At 51.6% G+C, this 25305-nt stretch carries 24 protein-coding genes; 12 read left to right on the plus strand and 12 right to left on the minus strand.

Features of this window, described 5'->3' with window-relative positions; genetic code table 11:
* Window positions 1-34 precede the first annotated feature (34 nt).
* From ACYVH9_RS02160 to ACYVH9_RS02185, 6 genes are all read left to right on the plus strand, one after another.
* Window positions 35-1102: a LamG domain-containing protein gene (locus ACYVH9_RS02160; RefSeq protein WP_460634645.1), complete on the plus strand. Its 1068-nt coding sequence runs from the start codon at window positions 35-37 to the stop codon at window positions 1100-1102.
* 103 nt (window positions 1103-1205) lie between these two features.
* On the plus strand, window positions 1206-2501 hold the full coding sequence (locus ACYVH9_RS02165) for an extracellular solute-binding protein (RefSeq protein WP_460634646.1): 1296 nt from the start codon (window positions 1206-1208) through the stop codon (window positions 2499-2501).
* Between the two features lie 120 nt (window positions 2502-2621).
* Complete coding sequence (locus tag ACYVH9_RS02170; RefSeq protein WP_460634647.1) at window positions 2622-3482, plus strand: carbohydrate ABC transporter permease; 861 nt, start codon at window positions 2622-2624, stop codon at window positions 3480-3482.
* A 6-nt stretch (window positions 3483-3488) separates the two neighbouring features.
* Complete coding sequence (locus tag ACYVH9_RS02175; RefSeq protein WP_460634648.1) at window positions 3489-4298, plus strand: carbohydrate ABC transporter permease; 810 nt, start codon at window positions 3489-3491, stop codon at window positions 4296-4298.
* Window positions 4299-4321: 23 nt separating this feature from the next.
* On the plus strand, window positions 4322-5623 hold the full coding sequence (locus tag ACYVH9_RS02180) for a glycoside hydrolase family protein (protein WP_460634649.1): 1302 nt from the start codon (window positions 4322-4324) through the stop codon (window positions 5621-5623).
* A gap of 6 nt (window positions 5624-5629) precedes the next feature.
* Window positions 5630-6733: an ABC transporter ATP-binding protein gene (locus tag ACYVH9_RS02185; protein WP_460634650.1), complete on the plus strand. Its 1104-nt coding sequence runs from the start codon at window positions 5630-5632 to the stop codon at window positions 6731-6733.
* Between the two features lie 14 nt (window positions 6734-6747).
* On the opposite strand, the gene ACYVH9_RS02190 is transcribed toward ACYVH9_RS02185, so the two are convergent.
* From ACYVH9_RS02190 to ACYVH9_RS02235, 10 genes are all read right to left on the minus strand, one after another.
* Entirely contained in the window at window positions 6748-7083 is a 336-nt protein-coding gene (locus ACYVH9_RS02190) for a hypothetical protein (RefSeq protein WP_460634651.1), read from the minus strand.
* A 161-nt stretch (window positions 7084-7244) separates the two neighbouring features.
* Window positions 7245-8717: an IMP dehydrogenase gene (gene guaB, locus ACYVH9_RS02195; RefSeq protein ID WP_460634652.1), complete on the minus strand. Its 1473-nt coding sequence runs from the start codon at window positions 8715-8717 to the stop codon at window positions 7245-7247.
* Window positions 8718-8772: 55 nt separating this feature from the next.
* A complete protein-coding gene (locus ACYVH9_RS02200; protein WP_460634653.1) occupies window positions 8773-9195 on the minus strand; it encodes a DUF2141 domain-containing protein in 423 nt (140 codons plus the stop codon).
* Window positions 9196-9322: 127 nt separating this feature from the next.
* Window positions 9323-12397, minus strand: coding sequence for an efflux RND transporter permease subunit (locus tag ACYVH9_RS02205; protein WP_460634654.1), 3075 nt, complete (start codon window positions 12395-12397; stop codon window positions 9323-9325).
* A 21-nt stretch (window positions 12398-12418) separates the two neighbouring features.
* Entirely contained in the window at window positions 12419-13480 is a 1062-nt protein-coding gene (locus ACYVH9_RS02210) for an efflux RND transporter periplasmic adaptor subunit (protein ID WP_460634655.1), read from the minus strand.
* 180 nt (window positions 13481-13660) lie between these two features.
* Complete coding sequence (locus ACYVH9_RS02215) at window positions 13661-15046, minus strand: TolC family protein (protein WP_460634656.1); 1386 nt, start codon at window positions 15044-15046, stop codon at window positions 13661-13663.
* 41 nt (window positions 15047-15087) lie between these two features.
* A complete protein-coding gene (locus tag ACYVH9_RS02220; RefSeq protein ID WP_460634657.1) occupies window positions 15088-15705 on the minus strand; it encodes a TetR/AcrR family transcriptional regulator in 618 nt (205 codons plus the stop codon).
* A gap of 150 nt (window positions 15706-15855) precedes the next feature.
* On the minus strand, window positions 15856-16902 hold the full coding sequence (locus ACYVH9_RS02225) for an adenylate/guanylate cyclase domain-containing protein (RefSeq protein WP_460634658.1): 1047 nt from the start codon (window positions 16900-16902) through the stop codon (window positions 15856-15858).
* Window positions 16899-17273, minus strand: a complete 375-nt coding sequence (locus tag ACYVH9_RS02230; protein WP_460634659.1) for a response regulator — start codon at window positions 17271-17273, stop codon at window positions 16899-16901. Before ACYVH9_RS02230 ends, ACYVH9_RS02225 begins: the two co-directional genes overlap by 4 nt.
* A gap of 59 nt (window positions 17274-17332) precedes the next feature.
* Window positions 17333-18685 carry an ATP-binding protein gene (locus ACYVH9_RS02235; RefSeq protein WP_460634660.1) on the minus strand — a complete coding sequence of 451 codons (1353 nt, stop codon included), beginning with the start codon at window positions 18683-18685 and terminating at the stop codon, window positions 17333-17335.
* A 370-nt stretch (window positions 18686-19055) separates the two neighbouring features.
* Between ACYVH9_RS02235 and ACYVH9_RS02240 the strand changes: the two genes are divergently transcribed.
* Window positions 19056-20081 (plus strand): aldo/keto reductase, encoded by a 1026-nt coding sequence (locus tag ACYVH9_RS02240; RefSeq protein ID WP_460634661.1) that lies wholly within the window; start codon window positions 19056-19058, stop codon window positions 20079-20081.
* Window positions 20082-20193: 112 nt separating this feature from the next.
* On the opposite strand, the gene ACYVH9_RS02245 is transcribed toward ACYVH9_RS02240, so the two are convergent.
* Window positions 20194-20640, minus strand: a complete 447-nt coding sequence (locus ACYVH9_RS02245; RefSeq protein WP_460634662.1) for a PaaI family thioesterase — start codon at window positions 20638-20640, stop codon at window positions 20194-20196.
* 143 nt (window positions 20641-20783) lie between these two features.
* Between ACYVH9_RS02245 and ACYVH9_RS02250 the strand changes: the two genes are divergently transcribed.
* From ACYVH9_RS02250 to ACYVH9_RS02260, 3 genes are all read left to right on the plus strand, one after another.
* Entirely contained in the window at window positions 20784-21560 is a 777-nt protein-coding gene (locus ACYVH9_RS02250; protein WP_460634663.1) for a phosphosulfolactate synthase, read from the plus strand.
* Between the two features lie 25 nt (window positions 21561-21585).
* Window positions 21586-22236 (plus strand): DedA family protein, encoded by a 651-nt coding sequence (locus ACYVH9_RS02255; protein WP_460634664.1) that lies wholly within the window; start codon window positions 21586-21588, stop codon window positions 22234-22236.
* A 190-nt stretch (window positions 22237-22426) separates the two neighbouring features.
* Complete coding sequence (locus ACYVH9_RS02260; RefSeq protein WP_460634665.1) at window positions 22427-23020, plus strand: peptidylprolyl isomerase; 594 nt, start codon at window positions 22427-22429, stop codon at window positions 23018-23020.
* Between the two features lie 54 nt (window positions 23021-23074).
* On the opposite strand, the gene ACYVH9_RS02265 is transcribed toward ACYVH9_RS02260, so the two are convergent.
* Window positions 23075-23269 carry a cold-shock protein gene (locus ACYVH9_RS02265; RefSeq protein WP_460634666.1) on the minus strand — a complete coding sequence of 65 codons (195 nt, stop codon included), beginning with the start codon at window positions 23267-23269 and terminating at the stop codon, window positions 23075-23077.
* Between the two features lie 258 nt (window positions 23270-23527).
* Between ACYVH9_RS02265 and ACYVH9_RS02270 the strand changes: the two genes are divergently transcribed.
* Both ACYVH9_RS02270 and ACYVH9_RS02275 read left to right on the plus strand, forming a co-directional pair.
* On the plus strand, window positions 23528-24121 hold the full coding sequence (locus tag ACYVH9_RS02270) for a sigma-70 family RNA polymerase sigma factor (RefSeq protein WP_460634667.1): 594 nt from the start codon (window positions 23528-23530) through the stop codon (window positions 24119-24121).
* A 137-nt stretch (window positions 24122-24258) separates the two neighbouring features.
* Window positions 24259-25269: a FecR family protein gene (locus ACYVH9_RS02275; protein WP_460634668.1), complete on the plus strand. Its 1011-nt coding sequence runs from the start codon at window positions 24259-24261 to the stop codon at window positions 25267-25269.
* Window positions 25270-25305 lie beyond the last annotated feature (36 nt).

Below are 25305 nucleotides of genomic sequence, written 5' to 3' on the forward strand. Positions count from 1 at the left end.
CATGTTCAATAAACCAAATCAGTGACCTATTTGTATGAAAAAGAACCCTTTTGCAATCAGCAAGTTACTCTGGGGGCTGGCCGCTCTCATGATGGTGCTTATTTTGGCCCAATCCTGTACAAAAGACGATGAACCGGCGGCTACGCCAGTGGACAAAACCAGACTGAAAGCCCGGCTCGACAGTGCCAATGCCGGGTACGCTGCCGCCGTGGAAGGAACCGCCGTAGGGCAGTTTGAAGCCGGTTCCAAAGCGACGTTCAAAACCGCTATTGATGCTGCGACAACGGTTTACAATGATGGTGCCGCTACGCAAACGGCCGTTAACAACGCCTATGTAAACTTGGGCGAAGCTGGAGCGACCTTCCTAAGCAAGCGTGTGCAGGAAATTGCGCCGACGAACCTGGTGGCGTACTACAAATTTGATGGCAATGCGAATGATGCGTCCGGGAAGAACAACAACGGAACGCTAAAAACGGGTAGTCCGATCTGGGGTGCCGGAACCGTAACACCAACCAAAGACCGGTTTGGAGCAGATGCGAAGGCGTATCACTTCGACAAAGGCGGCAACATTGAAGTGCCGTACAACTCGTCGCTGAATCCGGCGAAGGAAATCGCCATCAGCATGTGGGTTAAATACGATTCGTCGCGCGCCAGCAACTACCTTCTGTCGCTGAACCGCTGGAACGGGTATAAAGTCCAGTTGCAGGAAGCCAACAAGGTTTTCTTCACGGTCAAAACGGCCGCTGGTGCCAAGGATAAAGACGATGAAACCGTGACGCTGGACAAAGGAAAATGGTACCACATTGCAGTTACTTACAAGTCGGGCGACATGAGCTTTTACATCGACGGCGAACTGGTGAAAAAATGGACGGATGTAACGGGCGACCTGGTCTCGGTTAAAAACACCATCAACATGACCATCGGTCAGGATTTGCCGACCAACATGTATAACACCAACGAGAAAGATGATGCCGACGGCAACAATTTCTACGGCCCGTGGGGTGGTTACTTTACCGGTGACATGGACGATATTCGAATCTACAATGTAGCCTTGAGCAGCACGCAGATCAAGTCGATTTACACGGCTGAAAAAGGAAAATAAAGTGGGTTTTTTCGCGGAGCCAAGCGGAGATTTCAAGCGTTAAGCGGAGCCTCTGCTAATCGATTAAAACCTTCGCTTGGCTCTGCGAGATAACTTTCAGCGCATGAAATACGCCCGACTAATCCTCCTTCTACTCCCGCTTTTCATCAGCAGTTGCGAACGCCAGCAGGCCGACCGATCGCTGGTGTTCTGGTGTTCGAACAACGCTGGAGAGATTGCGTTTGCGAAGGAGTTTACGGAACGCTGGCTGCAGGCGCGGCCCGACAAACCGTTGCGCTATCAGCCCATTCCGGAAGGACAGTCGAGTGAGGAGATTATTCTGGCGTCGGTGGTGGGCAAAACCACGCCGGATATTTACGCCAACATGTGGCAGGGAAACGTCGAAATGTACGCCAAAGCGGGAGTTCTGGTGCCGCTCGACACGTTGAAGGGATTTCGGGAATTTCTCACGACCCGTTGCGACAGCAGCATGATTGCCGAAATTACCTCGTCGGACGGTCATATTTACCAGGTGCCTTGGAAGGTAAACCCGATCATGACACTCTGCAACACGCGGGCATTGAGTAAATGGAGTGCGGCCGAACCACCCTTTACGTATTCAACGTATCTCGAAGCCGGGCGGCAGTTTAAGCAGGATAAAAACAAGGACGGCTACACCGATCAGTGGCTGGGCTACACGGAGGTAAAACCCATCTGGTACCAACGGTTATTCAATTTTTACCCACTGTACCTGGCGGCTTCCAACGGTGCACCCCTGCTGGTCAATACCCGTGGACGTCCATCCCGGGCGGCTTTTCATAACCGGCACGCCATTGAGGTCTTTCGGTTTTTACAAAATCTTTACAAACACGACTACTTCGCGCGGGAACGGCTTTCGGCGACCCGCGATCCGTTTTTGGCGCAAACCATCGCCACGCAGTTCACCGGCCCGTGGACGGTGGCGTTTCTGGAAAAATTCAAGGATGAAGGATTCGAATACGGAACGTTTACCATGCCTGTGCCAGACAGCCACCGGGGCCCGGTTTATACCTACGGTGATCCGAAAAACATTGTGATCTTCAACACCTGCCGTGACCCGCAGGCGGCCTGGGAATTTGTGCGGATGCTGGTGGATCGGCCCGGCGATCTGCGGTTGATGGAACTGACCGGTCAGTTTCCGCGCCGGAAAGAGCTGGACGCTGATCCGTATTTTGGGGTCTTCCTGAAAAAGAATCCGCTCCTGTTGCCGTTTGCCCAACAGACCCGCTATATCAAAGGCGTGGATAACAGCGAAGTCATTGTGGAGGTATTTGACATTATTTCGCAGGAGTACGAAGCCTGCGTGATCTATAATAAAAAAACACCCGAAGACGCCATCCGCGATGCGGCCCGGGCGGTGGATGTGTTGCTGGGAAATTGAGAAGAGTTATTTCGCGGAGTTAAGTGGAGGAAATCAGAGTTGAGCAGAGATTTCTTTTATTAACTCCCTTTTTTCTCTGCGTAACTCCTTTTTTCTCCGCTTAACTCTGCGAAACAATTCATGACAAAAAAAGACAAATGGATACCGTACGGTTTGGTGGCGCCTTACGTCCTGCACTTTGCGGTCTTTGTGGCGTTTCCGGTGGTATTCTCGATCGTGCTGACGTTTCAGAGCTGGAACATCATCTCACCGATGGAATTCGTAGGGCTGGCGAACTATACCCGGCTGTTCAAAGACCGGCAGTTCTGGCAGGCGATTTACAACACCTTGCGGTTTTTGCTCATTCATATTCCGTTGCAGCTCGTGATTGCACTGGCTTTGGCCGAGCTGCTTAACCGAACCATTCGGGGAGCGGCTTTTTTTCGGGCGGCTTTTTTTCTGCCGGTTATCGTGTCGGGCGTAGTGGTTACTATTCTGTGGCAACAGCTGCTGGGGTACAACCTGGGTATGCTGAACCGGATGCTGACGGCCATCAGCCTGCCCCGCGTGGCCTGGCTCGATGATCCGGCGGTGGCGATGTATTCCATTGCTGTCATGGTGACCTGGAAAAACGTGGGCCTGTACGTTATTCTGTTTCTGGTGGGGTTACAAACCGTGCCGGTTCAATACTACGAAGCGGCTGATCTGGAAGGCGCAACGACCTGGCAAAAATTTCGGTATATCACCCTGCCCATGATCAATCCGACTATTTTTACGGTGGTGGTTTTATCCACCATCGGCGGTTTTTCGCTGTTTATCGAACCGTATATCATGACTGAAGGCGGGCCGATGAACAGCACGCTGTCGGCCGTAATGTACATCTACCGGCAGGCTTTTCAGTATTACCACATGGGTTATTCGGCCACGCTGGGCTTCTTTTTTGCCTTGCTGATCCTGTTGGTGGTGGCTATTCAAAAACGGTATGTTGAACAGGATTCCTGAAAACTGATGGCCCGATTACTTCGATATTCTTTGCTTTTGCTGGCGGCAGCCTCATTTATCTATCCATTTATCTGGATGGTAAGTGCATCGCTGTCGTCGGAGCGTGGCCTGAGTGTGCTAACGGTTTTTCCGGTGGAGTTTAGCTGGAATAATTACGTGACGGTTTTCTCCAAAATACCGCTGGGGAGAGCCTTTCTAAACAGCGTACTGGTGGCCGTAGTCACCACGGCGCTGGTGTTGATTTCGGGGGCAATGGCCGGATATGCCCTGGCGCGGTTGCGGTTTGTGGGGCGAAATCTGATCTTTTACCTGATCATTTTCACCATGACGCTGCCGTTTCAGATTACGCTCATTCCCAACTACATCACGATGGTGAAACTGGGCTGGGTCGATACCTATTTCGCGCTCATTGTGCCGTTTGCACTCAATTCACTTTCCATTCTGCTGTTTCGGCAGGCTTTTATGGGGTTACCGCAGGCGCTTATCGACGCGGCCCGGCTGGACGGGTGCGGAGAACTGCGCATTATTTTTCAAATTTTGTTTCCCAATATCTTGCCAACGGTTTTAACCATTACCATTCTGACATTCATGGGTTTGTGGAACGAAGCCTTGTGGCCGCTGATTGTCATTCGCGATGAGCCAACAATGACCATGCCGCAGCTGGTTACGCTGTTTTCGGTGGGTGGCCGGGCGGAAGGACAGTTGGGCGTAAAGATTGCCGCAGCCGTGATGCTGGCGGTTCCGATTGTTATTCTGTATCTGTTTTTTCAGCGGCATTTCATTCGGAGTATGGCGTCGTCGGGGCTGAAAGATTAAGTTTTAAACGTAGATTGATCGACATGATAAAGCGACACATAACGATTCCTTTACTGCTGGTTCAGTGCCTGTTTCTGGCGTTTTCCTGCAAAAAAACACCGGTTTCAGAGCCTGCACCCACCAGTCGCTGGGTCAGCATGGCTCACCTGGAACATCTGTATCAAACCGTTAAACTGCCGAATGGTACGGAGGTGGGCACGGTTGCTATTTACAGCAATGCGCCAAACTACGAGCTGATTGACGACGACGACGAAGGATTTACCTGCATCGATGACGTGGCCCGGGCTGCCTTGTTGCTGCTGCACGAGCCCGACCTTGCAACGAATACAGACAAGCAGGACAAGCTCCGGAAAATGACTGAATTTGTGCTTCAGCTGCAGTCGGCCAACGGGTATTTCTACAACTTTCTGTGGCCGGATCGCACCATTAATACCACATTTCAGACCAGTGTCAACCAACCCAACTGGTGGTCCTGGCGGGCGTTGTGGTTTTTGTCGGAAGCGCAGCCCTATTACCAGAAAACCGATGCCGCCCTGGCTACCCGCATTCAGACGGCCAATCAGAAGCTGGTTACGGTCATGGTGCGGGACTTTGGCAGCAAACCCCAGGAAGTCAATTTTGCGCGGGGCATTAAAGTGCCCAAATGGCTGCCGTTTGGCTCTGGAAGTGATCAGGCCGCTATCATGATGCTGGGTCTGCTGAATTATCACCAGCAGACGCCCGACGCGCAGGCCGTCAAGCTGATTGAATTGCTGGGGGAGGGCGTTGTAATGATGCAGCAGGGCGACGGGCAGAAGTTTCCGCACGGGGCCATTCTAAGTTTCGAAAATACCTGGCATGCGTACGGAAGTGATCAGGCTTACGCGCTGCTGAAGGTGGGGAAAGCCCTGAACAAACCCGCCTGGGTGGAAGCCGCCCGGCGCGAAATCGATTATTTTTATCCGTATCTGATCAAGCAGGGATTTCTGGAGTCTTTTGAGATAGCCCAGCAGGGCAGTGAGATTGCAGCTACCAAAACGTCGCGCTTTGCCCAGATTGCCTACGGGGTACGGCCCATGATCTGGGCCGCGCTGGAAGCCTACGAACAGACCAAAGAAAACCGGTATGCAGAGCTGGCTGCGCAACTGACGGGCTGGTTTCGGGGGGCTAATCCGGCCAACGCAACCATGTACGACCCAACCACCGGGCGTGGCTACGACGGCATTTCGTCGACGACTGACGTCAATCGTAATTCCGGGGCGGAGTCGACCATCGAAGCGCTGTGGGCATTCCAGCGGTTGGAGAAATACCCGGAAGTGCTTCAATTGTTGGAAAAATACAAGTAAACGGCTATGGCAGAAGTCCGCTTAGAACACATCGCCAAAGCCTACACGACTGATGTACGTGTGATTCGGGATGTTAGTATTGACGTAAAAGACAAGGAGTTCGTGGTGTTGGTGGGGCCGTCGGGTTGTGGCAAATCAACCCTGCTGCGGATGATTGCGGGTTTGGAAGTCATCACCGCCGGAAATCTGTACATCGGTGACCGGCGGGTGAACGATATTCCGGCTAGTGAACGCGACATTGCGATGGTTTTTCAGAACTACGCCCTGTATCCACACATGACGGTCTTTGAGAACATGGCATTCGGCCTGAAACTGCGCGGGTTGCCCAGGGACGATATTCGGGAACGGGTTACCAAAGCAGCCCGGATGCTTGAAATTGAGAATTTGCTGGATCGTAAGCCCAAGGATATGTCGGGCGGACAGCGGCAGCGCGTTGCCATCGGGCGGGCCATTGTGCGTAACCCGCAGGTGTTTCTGTTCGACGAGCCGCTGAGTAATCTGGATGCTAAACTGCGAGGCCAGACCCGAATTGAACTCCAGAAGTTGCACCGCGAGCTAAAAGCGACCATGATTTACGTAACCCATGATCAGGTGGAAGCCATGACGTTGGGCGACCGGATTGTGGTATTGCGCAACGGGGATGTGATGCAGTACGATACCCCGCTTAACCTGTATCATTATCCGGTCAATCAGTTCGTTGCCGGTTTTATTGGCTCTCCTCCCATGAATTTCCTGGCCGGGCAAATCACGACGGACGGGCCGTTGCAATTTGTCAGTGAAAACCGTCAGGTGGTGGTCGATCTGGACGAAACCGGCCATGCTACCGCCCTGAAACCGTATCGTGGAAAAGCCGTCGTGCTGGGAATCCGGGCGGAAAACATGACGCACCAGCCGTTTACAGATCGTGCTTTTCACCAGCAAACCGTGCAGGTGGAAGCGGTCGAAAACATGGGCAGCGAAACCCTGGCGTATTTCTCGGTTGAAAAGCAGCGATTTATCGCCCGATTGTCGGCGGAGCAGGATTTGACGTACGGCCAGCCCGTAACGTTATTTTGGGATGTTACTAAGTGCCACTTCTTCGATGCGCAAACCGAGCAGGCCATTCGCTGAAAGCCGTTGAGAATTTACTTCTTCCGGGTAGGCTCGGGCGGTTTTTCGTCGATTCCTAATGTGGTGAGCACCGGGTTCAGCGTTTGGGGAACAATCCGGACTCGGAAAACCTTGGCTCCGGCCACGTCAAAATCACACTGGTACGTGCCGCGTTGCTTCAGGCTTCGGTACACCGCCGTGTAATTAACTTTGATAGGCCAGCCATTGAGCGCAAGCTGCCCAATAATGGTCTCAACGGCTTTTTTAAGATTTGAGAAGAAGACGACAAACGGTTCGCGCTGACGGAGCGCATTGAGTGAGCCTATGTACTGAATGGAAACTTCGTAGATCGTCTGGGACTGTTTTCTCATAACGAGCAATCCCGGCTTTTATTGTGTGCGCTGAAAAACTGCGGGATTATGTTGCACAAATATAAACGTGCCGACGGACTTTAATCCGTGAGCCCCCGAAGTTAGCGAATCGCTAGACTATATGGGAAAGCACGGAACGGACCAAAGTCCGTCGGTATCATTTATCGAGATGAATAATTCGGCGCTTCTTTCTGAATCTGAATGTCGTGCGGGTGGCTTTCGCGGACCCCCGCCGACGTGATTTTAACGAATTTAGCGTCTTGCAGCGTTTCAATATCTTTGGCTCCGCAGTAGCCCATTCCGGCTTTCAGACCACCCACCAGTTGGTAAATAATCTCGGCCACGCGTCCTTTGATGGGAACCCGACCCACGATGCCTTCCGGCACGAGCTTCTTGATATCATCTTCGGCATCCTGAAAATACCGGTCTTTTGAACCTTCTTCCATCGCTTCCACCGAACCCATCCCGCGGTACGTTTTAAACCGGCGGCCTTCGTACAGCACCACTTCGCCCGGCGCTTCTTCGGTTCCGGCCAACAGGGAGCCTACCATCACCGTATACGCACCGCCCGCAATCGCTTTCGTGATGTCACCCGAAAAGCGAATACCACCATCAGCAATAATTGGAACACCAGTGCCTTTCAGGGCTTTGGCCGATTCGTAAACCGCGGTCAGCTGCGGCATTCCGATTCCGGCAATAATCCGGGTTGTACAGATACTACCGGGTCCAACGCCAACCTTCACGGCGTCGGCGCCGGCATCGGCCAGGGCTTTGGCCCCTTCACCCGTTGCCACGTTCCCGGCAATTACATCCAGATTCGGAAACCGTTCTTTGATCCCACGAACAGCGTCGATAACGCCCTGGGAATGACCGTGTGCTGTATCAACGCTGATGACATCGACACCGGCTTTGACCAGCGCTTCGATGCGACGGGTCAGGTCGGGTGTAACACCTACGGCGGCCCCTACGCGCAACCGTCCCAGTGCGTCTTTGCAGGCATTAGGGTGGTTTTTCTTTTTCAGAATATCCTTGTAGGTAATCAGGCCAACGAGGTGGTTTTCAGAGTCGATGATCGGTAGCTTCTCGATTTTGTATTGCTGCAGAATGCTTTCTGCTTCCTCCAGCGTAATGCGTTCGCGGGCCGTGATCAGGTTCGAACGCGTCATGATGTCCGTCACTGGCTTCGACAGTTCTGTCTGGAAACGCAGGTCGCGGTTGGTTAGAATCCCGATGAGTTTATTGGCAGTATCGACCACCGGAATCCCGCCGATTTTGGATTCGCGCATAATCTGGTGCGCATCGGCCAGTGTGGCTCCTTCGGTGAGCGTAATAGGGTCGATGATCATTCCGCTTTCCGAACGTTTCACCTTCCGAACCTGCTCCGCCTGAGCCTCGATGGTCATGTTTTTGTGGATAATTCCGATACCACCTTCCTGAGCCATCGCAATTGCCAGCTCCGACTCAGTAACGGTATCCATAGCCGCCGAAATCAGCGGAATGTTCAGCCGGATGTTGCGGGTAAGCTGGGTGCTGGTCTGCGTATCGCGGGGAAGAACCTCCGAAAAGGCAGGCAAAAGTAGAACGTCGTCGTAAGTAAGCGCTTCGTAAAGAAACTTGGAGGAGTCTAAGCTCATGGCAAATAAGCAGGATATGTTATTTGCCGGGTAAAATTACGGAAAAATTCTGAACTTAGATTAATTTTATTGAAATCGTTTTTCCGGCTCCACCCACTTGTATCCGACAATCGTCAAAATTAGGCCCTGAAACGCGCGGACGGTAGTTATTACTGAATCCATACGGCTCTTTCGGGATACCAAACATTTTTTTATCCATCTGTCCGTTGTCGTTCACATCATGAAAAAGTGCAACCGCATAATCACCCGGTGGCACGGTAAAAGTGACGCGCGTACTGCTGCCATTGACGGCGACAATTTGATTGGCGATGGGTTTGCAACCCATCGGGAAATCATCGCACGGTTTGTACAAACCGACCCGAAGTTGCCCCTTTACTTCTTTAATGTTCTGCACATCAACAATAAGCTTTGTTTCGGCGCGGAACGAACTGAACGCTGATCCGAAAAGAGCAATAAGCAGCAAGGAAATTGTTTTCATATATTTGGTAAACGCGATTCACGTCCGGTTGTTTCAGCGCTCTCAAAAACGCTTGATAAACGGTTTAAAACAACGAAAACGGCCACTTTTGGGCGGCCGTTTTCGTTTCCATTTATCTTCCCGGTCATCAGACGAGTTCGGGTTCCGGCTCTATCGCAACGGTTTTGATTTCCACGCGGGGAGGAAGCAGTTTGTACAATACGGGCGTCACAATCCGGGATAGCAGCGTCGAGCTGATCAGGCCACCGATCAAGACCAGCGCCAGGGGCGAATACAGCGGATTGCCTTCAATCGCGAGTGGGATCAGTCCACCGATGGCCGTGAGCGAGGTCAGGACGATGGGCACAAACCGAATTTCTCCCGCCTGTTCAATGGCTTCAATCAACGGCATTCCCTGCTCCCGGAGCTGGTTGGTGAAATCGACCAGCAGAATGGAATTTTTGACTTCTATTCCGATCAGGGCGATCAAGCCGATGACGGCCACGAAAGAGAACGGATTGCCCGACAGCAGCAGCGCAGCAATGGCCCCGATAATGCCCAGTGGAATTACCGATAATACGATCAGCGTACTTTTAAAAGTACCAAACTCCAGGATTAGCACGGCCAGAAAACCGAAAACCGTGATCAAAATAATGGTGCCCAAACCGCCGAACGATTTTTCGCGACTTTCCAGCTCCCCGGCAGCTTTGTAGCTAAAACCGTCCGGTAATGTCAGCCCATCGAGTTTCTGTATCACCTGATTGTACACATTATCAACGAGATAACCACTTTTTACGAAACCGGTGATGGTTACATAGCGGTCTTTGTCGTAGTGGCGAATCTGATTGGTGGTGGTTTCAAACTGCAAGTCGGCAATCTGACGCAACGGTACTGAACCGCCGGTGAGCGTATTGACGTACAAGTTGTTGAGCACCCGAAGATCGGCTACCTTGCCTTTGGGCATGGTCACGTTGATCAGGTAGTCGTCGCCATTCTGGTCCTTAAACATACCCACGTTCAACCCAGCAATGGCGAGCCGGATGGTGCGGTTGATGTCGGCGATGGACATGCCCAGCATCCCGGCCTTTTCCTTGTTGATTTTGACGCGCAGATCGGTTTTACGCGTTGCCAGCGGATTGTTCACGTAAATCAGACCGGGCGTAGTTTTCAACACGTTTTCCACATTGGCGGCTACGGTTCGGAGTGAATCCAGGTTTTCGCCAAATACCCGGATGGCGACTGGTGCTTCCTGATCGGGTCCCTGCTCGAAGTCTTTTACCTCAATTTTGGCATTGGGGTAATGGCTGAATTGATCCCGAAACTGGTCAATCAACTGGCGTTTCTGCGCGGGGGGCATGTCGTGCAGCTGCACAAAAAACTGTGAAAAATTGGTGGCTTCGTTGCGCTGGATGACATTGTAATAAATCCGCGGATTGCCCTTGCCGACGTTGGTTGTAAAGTATTTCACGTCCGGCTGGGTGCCCAACTGGCTTTCGATGTAGCGGGCTACGCGGTTGGTTTCCTGCAAGCTGGTGCCTTCGGGCGTTTCGATGTTGATCAGAAACTGCGGTTTTTCGGAAGCCGGGAACAGGGCAAAACCGACCTTCGGAACCAGGGCCAGCGCACCCGCAAAAATAGCCAGCGCTCCAAGCAGCGTCAGCACCGGATACCGCAAAGCCGTATGTAAAAACCGGCTGTACGAGCCACTGATCAGCCGTTTGAGTGACCGCATGAAAATGTTACCGTCCGGATTGTGTTCTTCCTTCAGGATTCGGCTCGATAAAAAGGGGACGATGGTTAGCGAAACCAGCAGTGAGGCCAGGATGGTGGTGACTACCGCCGTGGGCAGCGAACGGATGAAGTCGCCGGACGCTTCGGGCAGGAACATTAGCGGCAAAAACGCCAGAATGAGGGTGACCGTACAACCGATGACCGCCAGCGTAATCTGCTTCGTCGCTTTGACGGCGGCATCGCGTTTGGAAAAACCGGCGCGCAAATACCGTTCGATGTTCTCGACCACCACAATCGAGTCGTCGACCAGAATACCGAGGGCGACGATCAGGCCGACGATGCTCAACTGGTTGATACTGAAGCCGAATAGATTCAGCAACGAAAGGCCGATGGCCAACGAAAGCGGAATCGAGATCATCACAACTACGGCGGCCCGCATACCGAGCGGTAGCAACGTCAGCGCAACCAGCAGAATGGCAATGCCGAAATCCTTGGCAAACCGATCCAGCCGGGCGTTGACACTGGCGGCCTGGTCGAAGTTTTTCACCAGTTTGATGTGGGGCGGCAATGTTTTGGCAAACTCATCGACCACCGGGTTGATCTGTTCGCCAACCTTCGCGATGTTTTCACCCATTTTTTGCCCCGCCGTAACCAGCACCGCGCGGTGGCCGTTCAGGCGGGTAAGGTGCGTTTCGTCTTCGTAATTAAAATCGACATCAGCCACGTCGCGCAGGTGAATGATTTTCTGGCCATTGGTGGCTACTACGGTATTTCGAATTTCGTCGAGCGATTGATAATCGCCACTGGTTTTGACGTTGAATTTGCGGGTTCCGGCCTGGACGCTCCCGCCCGGGATGGTCAGGTTTTCGGCCTGTAGAGCGCCAACCAGCCGGTTGACCGCAATGCCTTCCTGCGCCATACGCTCGATGTTCAGCGAAATTCGGACGGTGCTTGCCGGGTAGCCCCAGTCTTCAACCCCTTTCAGGCTTTTGATTTTCTCCAGCCGTTCTTTCAGGTTATCGGCATAATCGCCCAGCTCTTTGTAAGAAGCCACCTCCGACTGAAGCGCAATCTGCACGATGCTGACATCGGTGGGTGAAAATTTGTGAATTTCAATGTTGAAAATATCGGATGGCAGTTGCGCCCGCAGAGCGTTGACTTCACGCACCATCTCCTGGTATTTTTCGTCTGGATCGGTGTTGTAGTCGTATTCGATCCGCAGGACGGCCAGCCCGTCGTCGATGTTGGTAATCACGTGGTTGATATTATCCAGCGCATTAAAGCGGGCTTCGGCCGGATCAACCACCAGTTCCTCCATATCCTGTGCGTCGGTGCCGGGGTAAACGATTACAACGGCGAAAGAGGGGGCCGTAAACTCAGGATCTTCGCCCCGGGGCATATTGAACAGCGAATTGACGCCCAGCGCCACAACGCCGATGAAGACCACCAGCATAAACTGCCAGTTCTTAACGGAAAACTCGGAAAGATTCATGGGGAGAGTTTGGCGGAGGTGTTATTTGAGAAGTACCGTTGATGTTTCTGTCAGGTAGGCTGAGCCTGCCGTTATTACATTCGAGATGCCCGACAAACCGTTGGAGAGCAGCACTTTGTCGTTGTCGATGAATCCGATCTGAACCGGAATTTTACGGACGTGTTTCTGGTCATCGGACAAGGTAAAGACAAAACCGTTCTTACCGTCGCCTTCCACAATGGCTTCAATGGGTATCAGGGCGTAGCTTCGGCTCTGGGCGGGTTGCAGCGTGGCCTTTGCAAACAGACCGGGCGCAAACTTCACCGCGCCGGGGTTGATCCGGATTTCAACATCGTACAGCTTGTTCATCGGGTCGGCGGCCTGGGCCAGTTCGCTGACGGTTCCGGTGAACGTTCTGTCCGGGTACGCTTCCAGCGTGATGGTAGCCCGGTTGCCGATTTTCAGCCGCGCCCAGTCTTTGTCGGATACACCGACGCGCACAATCCAGTCATTCTGTCGGGTCGAGGAAATCATAAAAACCGGTGACCCCGCCGTGGCTAATTCGCCTTCGTTCATGAGTCGGCGCGTTACAGTGCCATCAACCGTCGAACGGATTTGGGCGTAATTCTGGTTAAATTGCGCGATGGTCAGGTTTTGTTGCGCTACATCGTGGCCCGTCGTGGCATTCTGCAATTGCTCAAGCGTCGCAGCCGTATCGGCATAGAGGGCTTTCACCCGGTTGAGATCGCGCTCGGTTTTTTCGCGGGCAAACTGCGCCTGACTCACCTGGGCGTTGATTTCCGTTAGATTCAGCGTTGCCAGCAACTGCCCTTTTCGGACGGGCTGGCCTTCTTTGACGTACAGTTTTTCAATGATGCCGCCCACTTTGAATGAAAGTTTTGCTTCTTCCGCCGACGATACCAGGCCCGATGCCACCACCGGTTCGGTGCGGATGACGGATTCAACTTTGGTTAATTTGACCGGAATGGACGTGTCATCGGCCTGGTCTGTCTTTGTTTTGCTCTGCGTTTCTTCAGCTTTTGTGCCACAGGCCCATAGGCCGCCTGCTAGTATACAGAATAGTATGAGTTGTCTGGCTTTCATTCTGGTAGTTGATTAATTGTCAGTTCGGTAAGTAATGCGTTTGTGCTAGTGGTTACGCAAATCGGAATAAAAAATCCGGGAGTCCCACCGGGCAAAAGAGCTGCCGTTGATTTGTATCAGCAGTATTGAAAAGACCGGAAATCATCCTTATGATCGGGTAGGGCGAATGATAAGAAACGGTTATTGAATTGCCGTCACCCGGTCGAGGGCCGCCCGTTTTGTCAACACGTCATAACGCGTGAGAACCTGCTGAATCTGTGCGGTTAGTCGATCGTTCTGGAAGCGCAGGTATTCTACCAGCAGTGCCTGCCCGTTGCGGTATTTGCTGTCGATGAGCCGGAAAGTCTGCTCGGCATTGGCCAGACCGGTTTGGCTGGCTGTCAGGCTTCCGTTGGCCGCATCCAGTTCGTAATAGGCCTGCAGCACCTGCAGCTGAATCTGTTTTTCAACTTCCGTCAACCTGGTCTGGACCAGTTCCGTCTGGATTTTGGCTTGCTGAACCTTGGAGCGCTTTTCGTAACCTTTGAAGAGATCCCACGACAACCCGACCTGGCCAACTACATATGCCTGGTTATCAAAAGTATAGCCAAATCCCTGAAAACCTACATTGCCGCCTACGTATACGTTAGGAAGCCGGATCGATGCTTCGTTCAGCTTGACGGCATTTTGCGTGGCCCGGAGCGAGCTGCCCAATTGTTTCAATTCCTGCCGACTTTGTACGGCGGTTTGTTGCAGAGCGGTTAGCGCGGGCGGTGCTGCCGGTAGAGCATGGGTGAGGAGAGAGTCCACGAGGATGTCGGTAGTTAACTCCCGGTTGAGTAAAAAATTAAAATACGCTTTGGCGGTTTGGCGGTTTTTGTCGGCTTCGGCTAGTTGCTGGTCAATCTTGCTGATTTCGTAGCGGGCCGAGGTGACCGCGTCTTTCGTTGCTACCTGATTACCAACCAGCTTTTCATTCAGTTTGGCCAGTTCATGCAGAACGCTGCGGGAGCTTTCGAAAATGCGAACGGCATCGAGCGATTGCAGATACTGGTAATACGCCGTGGCGATGGTGTACCGCAGTTCGTTTTCAGCAACCCGTTTGCGGGCTTCCTGGGCCGAAAGTAAATCTTTTTGAATCAGGTAATTGTATTGAATATCAGAGTTGAAGATGGCGTATTGAATGTTCAGTTTGGTGTCGTGAAAATTGTTGGGAGCCAGCAGTTCGTTTACGTTGGCGATGTTCGTTGGAAAGCGTTCGGCGCCCGTTAACTGGTTGAGGGTGGCATAAACCGGATTGAGCATATCGCCGACCGGAAATTGCAACCGCCGGCCACCAGCCGCGACGGAATAAGTTGGATTGAACGTTAAACGCGGATAAAACAGGGCTTTGGCCTGATTGATTGACTCAGTAACCCGCCGAATTTCCAGCGATTCCTGTTTGAGTGCCAGATTACTTTGCAGACCTTCCTGCACGTAGGATTCCAGAATAGCCGAAGAAACCTCGATTGTTTGGGCCGCTGTAATTCGTGGAATGATTGCCAGCGTAAGAATCAGCAAGTAGCTGATTTTTAATTTTGTAATCATAGATTATAAAATAAACAGTGTTCACTATGCGAAAAAAATTTTTATAGTCCCCGCCGGATGGTTTCAACAAAGAGAGCAAAAGCGCCTTCCATCAGTTCTTTCTGACGACCTTCACCGAACATTTCCAGGCGTTTGCGCAGGAACAGCGCGGTATAGCCGTGGACCGAGCTCCAGATCATCATGGCGGCTATTTCAGGGTCCTGGGGCCGAAATAAACCAGCGTCAATGCAATCCTGCACGCATTTTACCAGCAGGTTGAAAGCAACTTTTCCCTCGTCCCAGACGTCATCCCGGCACGCTAATGCATCCATTGGCGCTGTCATGATAAACATCAGGTCAAACAGTTCCGGATTTTCGAACGCAAACTGGAAATACTGGCGCCCCATTTCCACCAGCCGTTCGAACGGGTTGGTCCGTTGCAATGCTTCCTGAAACTCGCCAACCATTTTCTGAAAAGCGATTTGGTGAAGTGCGTACAACAACTCGTTCTTATCTTTGTAATACAGATAAATGGTTGCCGGGCTGTATTCAATCGCATCGGCAATGTTGCGAATGCTGACCTTTTCGAAACCGTTCTCCAGAAACAGCTTTTGGGCTGCCTCCAGAATCAGTTTTCGCATTTCTTCTCTCTCGCGCTCTTTCCGCTCAACAATTCCCATGAGTGTTAATTAACGTTACAAATGTACTGAACACTGTTTAGTAAACAATAGGTGTTTAGGTTGACCGGTAAAAAAAAGGGATGAACAAACCGAATCCGGCCGTCAACCGTAAGGAAACCGGAGCCAAAAGAAAAAGTCCGTAGAGCTTCGCTACTCAATAACGGCGTAAATAGCGACTGGGTTTGACTTATTTTTCAGGAGCACTTCGCCCAACGGTTCGCATTGGAAAGAATTTTTGACCAGCTGGTAGGCGGTTTCGCTGATGATAATCTGGCCTTCCTGCGCCACCGATTGCAACCGTTGGGCAGTGTTGACTACATCGCCAATGACCGTATAATCCAGCCTGCGGAGCGTGGCCGAACCGATGTTGCCCGAAATCATCTCGCCGGTATTGATCCCGATGGCCACTTTGGGCGTATAGATTGGTTCGCCGGGAACGGTTTTTTCCAGCCGTTCAACATGGTCCCGAACGGCCAGAGCGGCTTCGATGGCGCGGTCGAGATGGTATTCGCCCCGAAACACAGCCATGACAGCATCACCCATAAACTTATCGACAAACCCGCCCTGCGCAATGATTTCCTTGACCATTACGTCGAAATAGAGGTTAATCAACTGCACAACGGTATCCGCACTTTCGCGTTCGGTGATGGCCGTAAACCCGCAAATGTCAATGAAAACCGCCGTCGCGTTTACGGTTTCGTTCATCATCAGCGACGTTTCAAACTCCCGCCGATCCATGAAATTCAGCACGGATTCGTCGACGTACATGCGTAGAATGTTGTTCTCTTTGATGGCTTGCAGTGTTTCGCGCAGTTGGGCAACGTGCCGGAGGGTTTTCTGCATGGTGACGTCCAGGTCCTCGAAATTGACGGGTTTACAGACAAAATCAAACGCACCCCGGTTCATGGCGCTCCGGATGTTGGTCATGTCACCGTAGGCCGAAACAATGACGGTTTTGGTGAGCGGGCTTACTTCGCTCAGTTTTTCGAGTAACGTCAGACCGTCCATTTCGGGCATGTTGATATCACTCAAGACAATATCGATGTCGGGGTGTTGCTGGAGCTTCACCAGAGCATCGACGCCGTTGTACGCAAAAACAAACTCATATCGCTGTTCGCGGATTTGACGACGAAACTTCTGCCGAATCAGTAACTCCAGATCGGCTTCGTCATCCACGACCAGAATTTTAGATTTCATAAGGCATTTTTGAGTTTTTCCTTCAGGGTAGCAAAGTCGAGCGGTTTGGTCAGAAACGCATCAGCTCCCAGTTGCATCGCCTGGTCATAACTGTCCGAATCGCCGTAAGCCGTAATCATCATGATTGTAGGCGGAGCCGATGGGTACGTGGTTCTAAGCTGGCTAAGCAATTCCAGACCGCTCATGCCGGGCATATTGATATCCGACAGAATTAAGACATATTCGGAGTCGTGTTCGTTCAGATACGTCAACGCTTTTTCGCCCGAAAGGGCAAACGCAAACTGAATTTCGCCCGCGCGAATCTCGCGTCGGAACCGTTGTTCAAAGAGGGTCTGTACGTCCGTTTCGTCGTCGACAACCAGTACTTTCATCTTGGCAGATTGATTAAAAAGAGATCAGGATTCCTTTCAAAGATACGGAAACTCGGGCGTTATGTCGGTAACCGAATTGTGAACTCCGTAAATTCGCCTTCCTGTGTTTCGACGCTTAATTCACCGCCGTGACCTTTGGTAACAATGTCATAACTGAGCGACAGACCCAGTCCGGTGCCCTGTCCCGTTGGTTTGGTGGTAAAAAACGGCTGGTAAATTTTGTTCAGGACCGACTCCGGAATGCCGCAGCCGTTGTCGCGCACCCGGATTTCGGCGGTTTCGGCGTCAATGCGTCGCGTCTGGACCTCCACCGTTGGCTGATAACCCGCCAGCCCCGTTTTTCGCTTTTGTTCGGTTGCGTAAAATGCGTTGGTAAAGAGGTTCAGGAAAACCCGGCCGATGTCCTGCGGAACGGCAGATATAGAGCCGAGCTTATCGTCAAAATCCATCACCATGGTGGCGTTAAAGGATTTATCGCTGGCCCGCAGGCCATGATACGCCAGCCGTAAGTATTCGTCGGCCAGCTTGTTGAGGTCGGTTGGCTCGCGTTCGTGGGTGCTGGTGCGGGAATGCTGCAACATGCCCTTCACGATCGAGTCGGCGCGCTTGCCGTGGTGCGTGATTTTTTGCAGGTTTTGCGCGATGTCGTTCAGAATCTCCTCTTCCAGCTCCCGATCCCGGTCCGCCTTTTTTCGTTCCTCCTGCAATTCTTCAACGAGTTCGACCGACACTTCCGAGAAGTTGTTGACAAAGTTGAGCGGGTTCTGAATTTCGTGAGCGATTCCGGCCGTCAGCTCACCCAGCGACGCCATTTTTTCGCGTTGAATCAGCTGATCCTGCGTGGCCTTCAGTTCGTTGAGCGTTTGTTCGAGCTCTTCTTTCTGGCGGGTTATTTCGGCGGTTCGCTCGGAAACGATTTGTTCGAGCATTGCGTTCTGGCTGGCGATGACGCGGTTTTGCTCTTCTTCCTGTTCGCGTTTCAGCCGTTCTTTTTCGAGCGCTTTCTGTTGTTTTTGACTGCTTATCCAGGTTGCAATCAGCCAGACAAACGAAAAAACGCTGGCAATGTTGACAATGTCATCGATGCTTTCGTAGAAGCTACTCGAAATCAGCTTGGCCAGATCACCAAACAGCGACACTAGAATGAACGGCCCCACCGCCAGCCAAAGGTTGCGAACCGGGCGGAAATCTTTCAGCAGGTAGGCCGCGCCCACCATGCCCAGCAGCAGCAAATGCCAGAGCCATCGGGTGAAGTCGTCATCCAGAAAAATCTCAGAGGCCAGCAAGCCTATGGCGATATATTGGACAATCACCAGCATCCGTTCCCATTCGGGAAACCGTTCGGCGGTTTGCAGGGATCTCCGGATGTACCGAATCATGAAAAAAACAATCAGAAACGAAGCAACTCCCATAGGCGGTCAGGCAGCAGGAACGAATAAAATACGGTTTGATCTCTCAAATTAAGTTTTCCGCTCTACAGTTACAAAATACCGCTGTTTTTTCCCGAATCCGGCGCTGATCAGCCGCGTAAACTTCTGCCCAAATACCCCAGCAACTACGCTTTTCCCGGAGGGTTTTTTCGGCAGGGCAATCCGGGTAGATCATTTCTTCAAATTCAGATTGGATCAAGCATTCTGGGTTCGGTTTGGAGCCCGTTGAGGAGGAATTTTCAGCGAAATGACCGCCCTTGTACGCGATATTTTCTAACTTGACGGCGGTCGAAACAACTTCGTTTTGATCGTACGTAACGACCTGATTTTTTTGTTTTTTAAACAGATTGATATGGAATACAGACAATTAGGTGGCTCTGGTTTAAAGGTTCCGGTGTTGAGCTTCGGTACGGGTACCTTTGGTGGGCGCACGGAGTTTTTCAAAGCGTGGGGAACTACGCAGGTCGACGAAGCTACGCGGATGGTGGATCGCTGTCTGGATGCCGGGCTGACCATGTTCGATACGGCGGATGTATATTCGCGGGGAGTGTCCGAAGAAATTCTGGGCCAGGCACTCAGTGGTAAGCGAAACAAAGCCCTGATTTCGACAAAAACGACGTTTAGGATGGGGGATGGGCCGAATGATTTTGGTTCGTCACGATTTCGGTTGATCAAATCCTGCGAGGACAGCTTACGCCGGTTGAAAACCGATTACATCGATCTGTATTACATGCACGGTTTCGACGGCAACACGGCAGTGGATGAAACCCTAAGTGCTTTGCATGATCTGGTTCAGAGCGGCAAAATTCGTTACATCGGCTGTTCCAACTTCTCGGGCTGGCATCTGATGAAATCGCTGTCCATTTCCGAGCGTTACGGCTGGACCAAATACGTAGCGCATCAGGCTTATTATTCGCTCTTGAGCCGTGAATTTGAGTGGGAGCTGATGCCGCTGGGGCTGGATCAGAAGGTTGGCACAGTAGTCTGGAGCCCGTTATCGGCCGGGCGGTTGGGCGGAAAATACCGTCGGGGACAAACCGCTCCCGCCGGAAGCCGCATTGCCGAGGGCGGGGGCGAAGGTCCGCCAATTCCGGAAGAATACTGGTTTTCGATCATGGATGTACTTGATGAGCTGGCGGCCGAAACCGGAAAAACCGTGGCGCAGGTGGCGTTGAACTGGGTGTTGCAGCGTCCGACGGTTTCCAGCGTTATCATTGGCGCCCGTACGGAAGAACAGCTGGTCCAGAATCTGGGTGCCATCGGCTGGAATCTAACGAAAGAGCAGGTGGCGCGGCTGGATGCCGTTAGTGACAAACCCACTATTTACCCGTATTGGCACCAGCGTGGCAATCCGGACCTGAATCCGTTGCCGGTGTGAGGGCAGTATGTAGCTTACGGTTTTCTGTTTATGGTGGCTGGCGTATTCGTTGACTATATATCAATTGCTAAAAACCATAAACAGAAAATTGTAAACCGAATACGATAAACCGTTAATGCTTCACCGACGTCTGGATCAGGTTGGAGGCCGCTTTGGCGATGATCTTGCCGTCGGTTGCGGTGAGGGTACATTCGGCGTGGATGATGTTCTTGCCAGCCCGCACGATCTGAGTTTGGGCAATAACGAGATCACCCAATCGGGCACTGTGCAGAAAATCAACGTTTAAGTTGACCGAGGTGTAGAGGTATTCCCGGCCCAGGGTATAAACCGTTGCCCCGATCAGGTCGTCGATAATGGCCGCAGCACTTCCGCCGTGCAGCACGTTCATGGGGTTGGTCATGTCTTCCCGCACCACGTATTCAACCGTTAATGAACCTTCTTCGGCGGCCCGCAAGGTGCCATTGAGCCAGCGGCCCAGAGGAGAAGGGCTCTGCTGCATATTCTGGCCGATGATGGAGCGGAAAAAAAGCAGACGGTCATTGCTTTCAGAAGTTGGCATAAAACGGGAATGTTTTTGTAAAAATAGCATTTAACCAAGCCGAACCGGGTTTTAACAAGTATAATTTATGGATATTCTTGGGAGCTAGCTGGACTTGTGTTACTTTTGGTCGTTTTTTGCGCCTAATACGCTATCCCCTCATAATGAATTATACACTTTCCCACATTCCGGAACGGACCACCAAGCCGCGTCAGTATGGTTTGACGATGGTGATGGACAAAGGATTGAGTATCCGGCAAGTTGAGGATTTTCTGTCTACCTCTGCTGCTCACGTCGATTTGGTAAAACTGGGCTGGGCAACGTCGTTTGTAACTCCTAATCTGAAAGAGAAACTTCAGGTTTATAAAGACGCCGGAATTCCGGTCTATTTTGGCGGAACGCTGTTTGAAGCGTTTGTCATTCGCAAACAGTTTGACGATTACCGTCGCCTGCTCGATACGTACGGGCTGACGTACGCTGAAGTGTCGGATGGCTCGATTGAAATGAGCCAGGAAGAAAAATGCGGTTACATCAGCAAATTAGCCAGCCAGGTAACGGTTTTATCGGAGGTGGGTTCTAAAGATGAGGCCAAAATTATTCCGCCTTATAAATGGATTCAGTTGATGAAAGCCGAACTGGACGCCGGTGCCTGGAAAGTAATCGGTGAAGCCCGCGAAGGCGGAACCGTTGGGCTGTTTCGGTCCAGCGGAGAGGTTCGGCAGGGCCTGGTTGAAGAAATTCTGACGCAGGTCCCGTTTGAAAAAATTATTTGGGAAGCTCCCCAGAAAGAACAACAGGTATGGTTTGTCAAGCTGCTGGGGGCTAATGTGAATCTGGGGAATATCTCTCCCAACGAAGCTATTCCGCTGGAAACTATCCGCTTAGGCCTGCGCGGTGACACGTTCACGCATTTTCTGAACGGTCTCGGGTCACTCCATTAATTAAACCAAGCTATTCACATCTCTTATGGAATTCATTCAGTCGATTCTCGACTTTTTTCTGCATCTGGACAAGCATCTGGCCGATATCATCAATGAGTACGGTACATTGACATACGTTATTCTGTTTTTGATTATTTTCGTCGAAACAGGTCTGATTGTCATGCCGTTGCTGCCGGGCGACTCACTGCTTTTTGCCGCCGGAGCGTTGGCGGCTTCAACGGGGGCGCTGGACATCAAAATTATGATTCCGCTGTTGATCGTAGCGGCTTTGCTGGGCGATAACGTCAATTATTTTGTCGGGAAACTGCTCGGAAACCAGATTAAAATGCGGGAACGAATTCTGTTTTTCAAACGGGAATACATCACTGAAACCGAGAATTTTTACCATAAACACGGCGGCAAAACCGTCATCATGGCGCGGTTTATCCCGATTGTGCGCACGATTGCGCCCTTCGTAGCGGGTGCGGGTAGTATGAATTATACCAAATACATTGGTTACTGCGTATTCGGTGCCATTTTGTGGGTGGTTGGTGTTACCCTTCTGGGCTATTTGTTTGGAAATATACCGATTATCAAAAACAATTTCGAGCTGGTGATTTTTGGGATCATCGGTTTGTCGGTGGCCCCGATCATCTTCCAGTTTGTGAAAACGAAATTTCGTCGGGCTACTACATAGGTCGCCTGTTGCCTAATTTGATCGGGCGGCTGATCGGGAATTCCTGATCAGCTGCCCGATTTTTTTGCGTAAAATTCCGGGTGTTGGTGTGCTAAAATGCTTCGGCGGTTTATTTCTTACGCTTAGACTGAAGTGAGTCGGCATGAAATCCCGTAAATTGAGGACTCACAGTGAAACGGTTTCTAAAGCAATGCGCTACCTCTGCCAAATTATTACCATAATGTTGATTGGCATTGTGGTCGGCCAAAACGCCAATGCCCAGCGGGTTCGGCTGGATACCGAAGCGGGTACTATTCTGCTGGAGCTTTATGCGGACAAGGCACCCATTACCGTCGCTAATTTTTTACGGTACGTCGATGAAAAACGGTATGATGGCAGCCGCTTTTATCGTGTCGTCAGACGGGATAACCAGCCGGATAATGCCGTAAAAATTGAGGTAATCCAGGGTGGGTTTCAGGAGGACACAATCCGCCGGTTGCCGCCGATTCTGCAAGAAACTACGCAAAAAACGGGGCTAAAACACCAAAACGGCACACTTTCGCTAGCCCGCAGCGGACCCCATACCGGAACGTCGGAATTTTTTATCTGCATCAACGATCAGCCAGAATTGGACTTTGGGGGAAAACGCAATCCGGATGGCCAGGGATTTGCGGCTTTTGGACGGGTGGTGGAAGGGATGGATGTGGTGCGCCGGATTCAGCAGGGAGTTACCGGAACCGATGCCGCTTCCGGGCAGCTTCTGAAAACCACCATTATGATTCGAAGTGCCCGGCGAATGCAATAAAGCAAGCCGGTTAGTCTGATAAAGAGAATCTGGAAGAGCTAACCGGCTTACCAATTACCTGGCCAGCTTGACGTTGGTGGCGTTGAGACCTTTAGGGCCACGTTCTAACTCATACGTCACTTTGTCGCGCTCCCGCACTTGATCCTGGCACGCAGAAACATGGACGAAAACATCACCATTTCCATCATCGGGAACGATAAATCCGAACCCTTTGCTTTCATTGAAAAATTTAATGGTACCCGTCGGCATAACTTTCAAAAAATAAGATTAAGCCGTAAAGTAACGGTTTCTTCCCAGTAGTTGTCACTGTCTGTACAAAAAATTATGCTGAGGTACCCCGGAACAGGGGTGAATCTCACCAGCTTGATTGCATCGTAAGGCATTTTTTCCTGCCTGCAAACCGTCCAAACGACTCTATTTCTTATTGAAAAGGTGCTGGTATTGCTGGAAAAAGTGATACTTTAGGGCCTTGGCCAGTACCACGCCAACTCATGCTAATGACCCGACATGAAACGATATTACCAGACTGAGGAGGACATTGGTTTGTTTCAGCGCATGCAGCAGGACGACCCCCGGGCTTTTGAAGAAATCTACTACCGCTATTTCCTGAAGCTGTCCAACACGGCTTTTAAACGGTTGCAGGACCGGGCCATGACGGAAGAAATTGTGCAGGAATTGTTTGTCAACCTCTGGCTGAAAAGGCATCGGCTGCCAGCACTGAAAAACCCCGAAAGCTACTTGCAAACGCTGCTCCGTCATTCAGTTATCGACTGGTTTCGGACCCGGACCCGGCACGACGGTTTTGCCGCCGAGCGACTCGCCCAACCGGATTACCAGAGTACCAATACGACGGAGCAGCAAATTCTGTATGCCGATTTGCAGCAGGCCTATGAGTCGACCATTGGCCAATTGCCGGACAAATGCCGTCAGGTCTATACGCTCCATCAACGTGGTCATGCCGTTGCCGACATTGCCGCTCAACTTCAGATAGCCCCCAAAACCGTTGAAAGTCATTTGCTTAAGGCGCATACCACGCTGCGGGATGTGCTAAAAGATTATTCGGCCGTTAGCCTGGCGCTCCTGAATCTATTCTTAACCTGATGAAAAAATAGGGATACGTCAGGCTAAATTTTAAATTTTTCTAAAAATTACACCAATCAACTAAGGTTTTCGCGCTCCTTATTCGTCTTACAGGAAATGGATTGGATTTTTCATCCATAATCTATTAACCTAAACAGATGGATAACCATTACCCTTCCCCCGACGTATTGGAAAAATACCTGGCTGGTCGATGTTCGCCCGACGAGGCCCGCCGGGTTGAAGCCTGGTACGATTCATTTGAGAGCCAACCCGATCTGGTGCAACATCATCCCGAATCCCAGGATTTGGCCTATTCCCGCAAAATGCTTCAGCAAATTCGTCGGCGTATCGAAACCGCTGAGTCGGCACCGGTTCGCCAGCTGTGGCCCCGTCGAACCGGTTTTTGGGTAATGGGCGGTATGGCCGCTGCGGTCATGCTGATAACGGTCGGTATCTGGCAATTTCGGCGGACAAAACCGGCGCAGCCAGTCCAGATTAATCGTTCGAAAACCGCTCCGCTGATCATGCTGAAAAATGGCACCCAAACCATTCAGCGGCATGAATTAAGCGATGGCAGCGTAGTTTGGCTGAGCCCGGCAACGCAACTGCGGTATCCTGCACAATTTGGTAGGGCGGTCCGCACGGTTTCGCTGGATGGAGAAGCTTTTTTTGAGGTTCGCCGGGATACAACCCGCTCATTTGTCATTCAGGCCGGGAAGCTCAAAACGGAAGTATTGGGTACAACATTCAATGTGCGGGCTTACCGAAACAGTCCGCGTTTTGAAGTTTCGGTGGTCACGGGGAAGGTGGCTGTGAGCGTGGCTAAGCAGCAGAAAGTACTGCTGACCGCCCGGCAGCAGGCATTTTTTAACCCCAAAGCCGAATCACTGGCCAAGACCGACCTGCCGCCCGCGGCCAAGCCCAATTTGTGGGAGCCAACCACAATCTCCTTTGAATGGGCCTCGCTCCGGCAAGTGGCCGATGCGCTGGAAGAATCGTTTGGGGTTCGGATTCGGTTTCGCAATACGGCTCTTCAAAATTGCAAGCTACGGGCCGATTTTACCAACATGCGGCTACCGGTTATCCTCAATTTACTCTGCAAAACAACCGATGCATCCTATACACTCGATGGTCCGGTGATTGAACTCGACGGCCCGGGTTGTCCTTAACGTGCGCTTTTCTTACTCCTAATTTCTAACCTGTTA

Source organism: Larkinella harenae, from assembly GCF_054780515.1.

Excerpts from the sequence above, each read along its gene's own strand:
- ACYVH9_RS02160 (WP_460634645.1), top strand. The coding sequence starts at position 35 with ATGAAAAAGAACCCTTTTGCAATCAGCAAGTTACTCTGGGGGCTGGCC.
- ACYVH9_RS02165 (WP_460634646.1), top strand. The coding sequence starts at position 1,206 with ATGAAATACGCCCGACTAATCCTCCTTCTACTCCCGCTTTTCATCAGC.
- ACYVH9_RS02170 (WP_460634647.1), top strand. The coding sequence starts at position 2,622 with ATGACAAAAAAAGACAAATGGATACCGTACGGTTTGGTGGCGCCTTAC.
- ACYVH9_RS02175 (WP_460634648.1), top strand. The coding sequence starts at position 3,489 with ATGGCCCGATTACTTCGATATTCTTTGCTTTTGCTGGCGGCAGCCTCA.
- ACYVH9_RS02180 (WP_460634649.1), top strand. The coding sequence starts at position 4,322 with ATGATAAAGCGACACATAACGATTCCTTTACTGCTGGTTCAGTGCCTG.
- ACYVH9_RS02185 (WP_460634650.1), top strand. The coding sequence starts at position 5,630 with ATGGCAGAAGTCCGCTTAGAACACATCGCCAAAGCCTACACGACTGAT.
- ACYVH9_RS02190 (WP_460634651.1), bottom strand. The coding sequence starts at position 7,083 with ATGAGAAAACAGTCCCAGACGATCTACGAAGTTTCCATTCAGTACATA.
- guaB (WP_460634652.1), bottom strand. The coding sequence starts at position 8,717 with ATGAGCTTAGACTCCTCCAAGTTTCTTTACGAAGCGCTTACTTACGAC.
- ACYVH9_RS02200 (WP_460634653.1), bottom strand. The coding sequence starts at position 9,195 with ATGAAAACAATTTCCTTGCTGCTTATTGCTCTTTTCGGATCAGCGTTC.
- ACYVH9_RS02205 (WP_460634654.1), bottom strand. The coding sequence starts at position 12,397 with ATGAATCTTTCCGAGTTTTCCGTTAAGAACTGGCAGTTTATGCTGGTG.
- ACYVH9_RS02210 (WP_460634655.1), bottom strand. The coding sequence starts at position 13,480 with ATGAAAGCCAGACAACTCATACTATTCTGTATACTAGCAGGCGGCCTA.
- ACYVH9_RS02215 (WP_460634656.1), bottom strand. The coding sequence starts at position 15,046 with ATGATTACAAAATTAAAAATCAGCTACTTGCTGATTCTTACGCTGGCA.
- ACYVH9_RS02220 (WP_460634657.1), bottom strand. The coding sequence starts at position 15,705 with ATGGGAATTGTTGAGCGGAAAGAGCGCGAGAGAGAAGAAATGCGAAAA.
- ACYVH9_RS02225 (WP_460634658.1), bottom strand. The coding sequence starts at position 16,902 with ATGAAATCTAAAATTCTGGTCGTGGATGACGAAGCCGATCTGGAGTTA.
- ACYVH9_RS02230 (WP_460634659.1), bottom strand. The coding sequence starts at position 17,273 with ATGAAAGTACTGGTTGTCGACGACGAAACGGACGTACAGACCCTCTTT.
- ACYVH9_RS02235 (WP_460634660.1), bottom strand. The coding sequence starts at position 18,685 with ATGGGAGTTGCTTCGTTTCTGATTGTTTTTTTCATGATTCGGTACATC.
- ACYVH9_RS02240 (WP_460634661.1), top strand. The coding sequence starts at position 19,056 with ATGGAATACAGACAATTAGGTGGCTCTGGTTTAAAGGTTCCGGTGTTG.
- ACYVH9_RS02245 (WP_460634662.1), bottom strand. The coding sequence starts at position 20,640 with ATGCCAACTTCTGAAAGCAATGACCGTCTGCTTTTTTTCCGCTCCATC.
- ACYVH9_RS02250 (WP_460634663.1), top strand. The coding sequence starts at position 20,784 with ATGAATTATACACTTTCCCACATTCCGGAACGGACCACCAAGCCGCGT.
- ACYVH9_RS02255 (WP_460634664.1), top strand. The coding sequence starts at position 21,586 with ATGGAATTCATTCAGTCGATTCTCGACTTTTTTCTGCATCTGGACAAG.
- ACYVH9_RS02260 (WP_460634665.1), top strand. The coding sequence starts at position 22,427 with ATGCGCTACCTCTGCCAAATTATTACCATAATGTTGATTGGCATTGTG.
- ACYVH9_RS02265 (WP_460634666.1), bottom strand. The coding sequence starts at position 23,269 with ATGCCGACGGGTACCATTAAATTTTTCAATGAAAGCAAAGGGTTCGGA.
- ACYVH9_RS02270 (WP_460634667.1), top strand. The coding sequence starts at position 23,528 with ATGAAACGATATTACCAGACTGAGGAGGACATTGGTTTGTTTCAGCGC.
- ACYVH9_RS02275 (WP_460634668.1), top strand. The coding sequence starts at position 24,259 with ATGGATAACCATTACCCTTCCCCCGACGTATTGGAAAAATACCTGGCT.